The following is a 1,139-nucleotide window of genomic DNA, read 5'->3' as shown; positions in this document are numbered from 1 at the left end:
GGTGCCCTCAAGATAGCCCGCGGGGACGCGAGGGACAATGGCCCATTCCCCAGCGGGACGCGCCTCATGCGGCAGGTGCGCCCACGGATCTCGGCCGGCCGCGAGCTCGGCCTCGGCGTACGGACGGCGAAGACCGCCCGCGACGGTCACGACGGCGCCATCAAGGGTCATGGTGTGGGGGAGAGGATCGGGGTCGCGCGAGGTCGTCGAGGACATGAGGATGGGCTCCGGAGGGGTGAGGACGGCGAGGAGACGGTCGGAGGTGCGAGGGTCGAGAGACAGGCCCGCGGACGCCCAGGGAACGGCAAGGACGGGGGAAGGCGAGGAAAGAGAGGCAGGTACGGCGACAGGGGCCGAAGCCAGCCCACGGACGCAGCAGGGCAAGGACGGACACGCCACGCCACCGGCGGCTACACCCACCAGGGCCGGGGTATCCGCTCCAGGGGCAGGGATACCCTCCAGGGACGAGGTATAATCTCCAGGGGCGGCGACACCCATCAGGGTCGGGGTATCCGCTCCAGGGGCGGGGAAACCCTCAAGGCCAGGGGAATCCGCTCCAGCGGCGAGGGTCACCACCGGGAGAAGGGAAGGCACCGGGGAAGAAGCGATGGTAGCATCTGACAGAACGTTTAGGCCGTAAACCCTTGTCTGACCTGAATAAAGCTTGGTACGGGTCTGGTCCATTACCTCGGCCATATGGCCCGTCACGACGGCCCCCTTGGACTTCCCGACCATGAAGCTGTCGTGCACCGGAAGGACCGCCACGTTGTCCCGCCGGCACCGCTTCAGGACCTCGACGCACATCCTGGAATCGATGCCCATGAGCGTCACACCCATGTCCGAGCAGATGTACCGGGCGATGGGCTTGTTGTGCTCGATGAGGGCGTCGATGATGCGTCGGGTCTCGGCCAGCCCGTAGCGCCACTTGGGCAGGCCGTCGTCCCCCTTCTCCAACCGCTTGGCCTGCAAGGCCCATACGGCTGCCACGATGGACTTGGCGTTGATGGCGACGTTGAGGGCCAACTTCCCGGCCTTGCGTGGCCAGCGGTAGGGATGGGGCAGGTAGGGGTCGAACGTCGCCGTATCGAGGACGATGCCCTGCATGCTGTAGAGCAGCGTTGGATGAAGGCAGGTGAAAT

The 1,139-nt window shown here is 66.5% G+C and carries 1 pseudogene; it reads right to left on the bottom strand.

Annotation, left to right across the window (positions count from 1 at the left end):
* A pseudogene (locus ABTY56_RS38720) lies at window positions 1–1,104 on the bottom strand (hypothetical protein); the annotation flags it as partial.
* Window positions 1,105–1,139 lie beyond the last annotated feature (35 nt).

This window comes from Kitasatospora sp. NPDC097691, from assembly GCF_040302665.1.
In the GTDB taxonomy this organism is placed as follows: Bacteria; Actinomycetota; Actinomycetes; order Streptomycetales; family Streptomycetaceae; genus Kitasatospora.
This window is presented reverse-complemented; position numbering and strand designations above follow the sequence as displayed.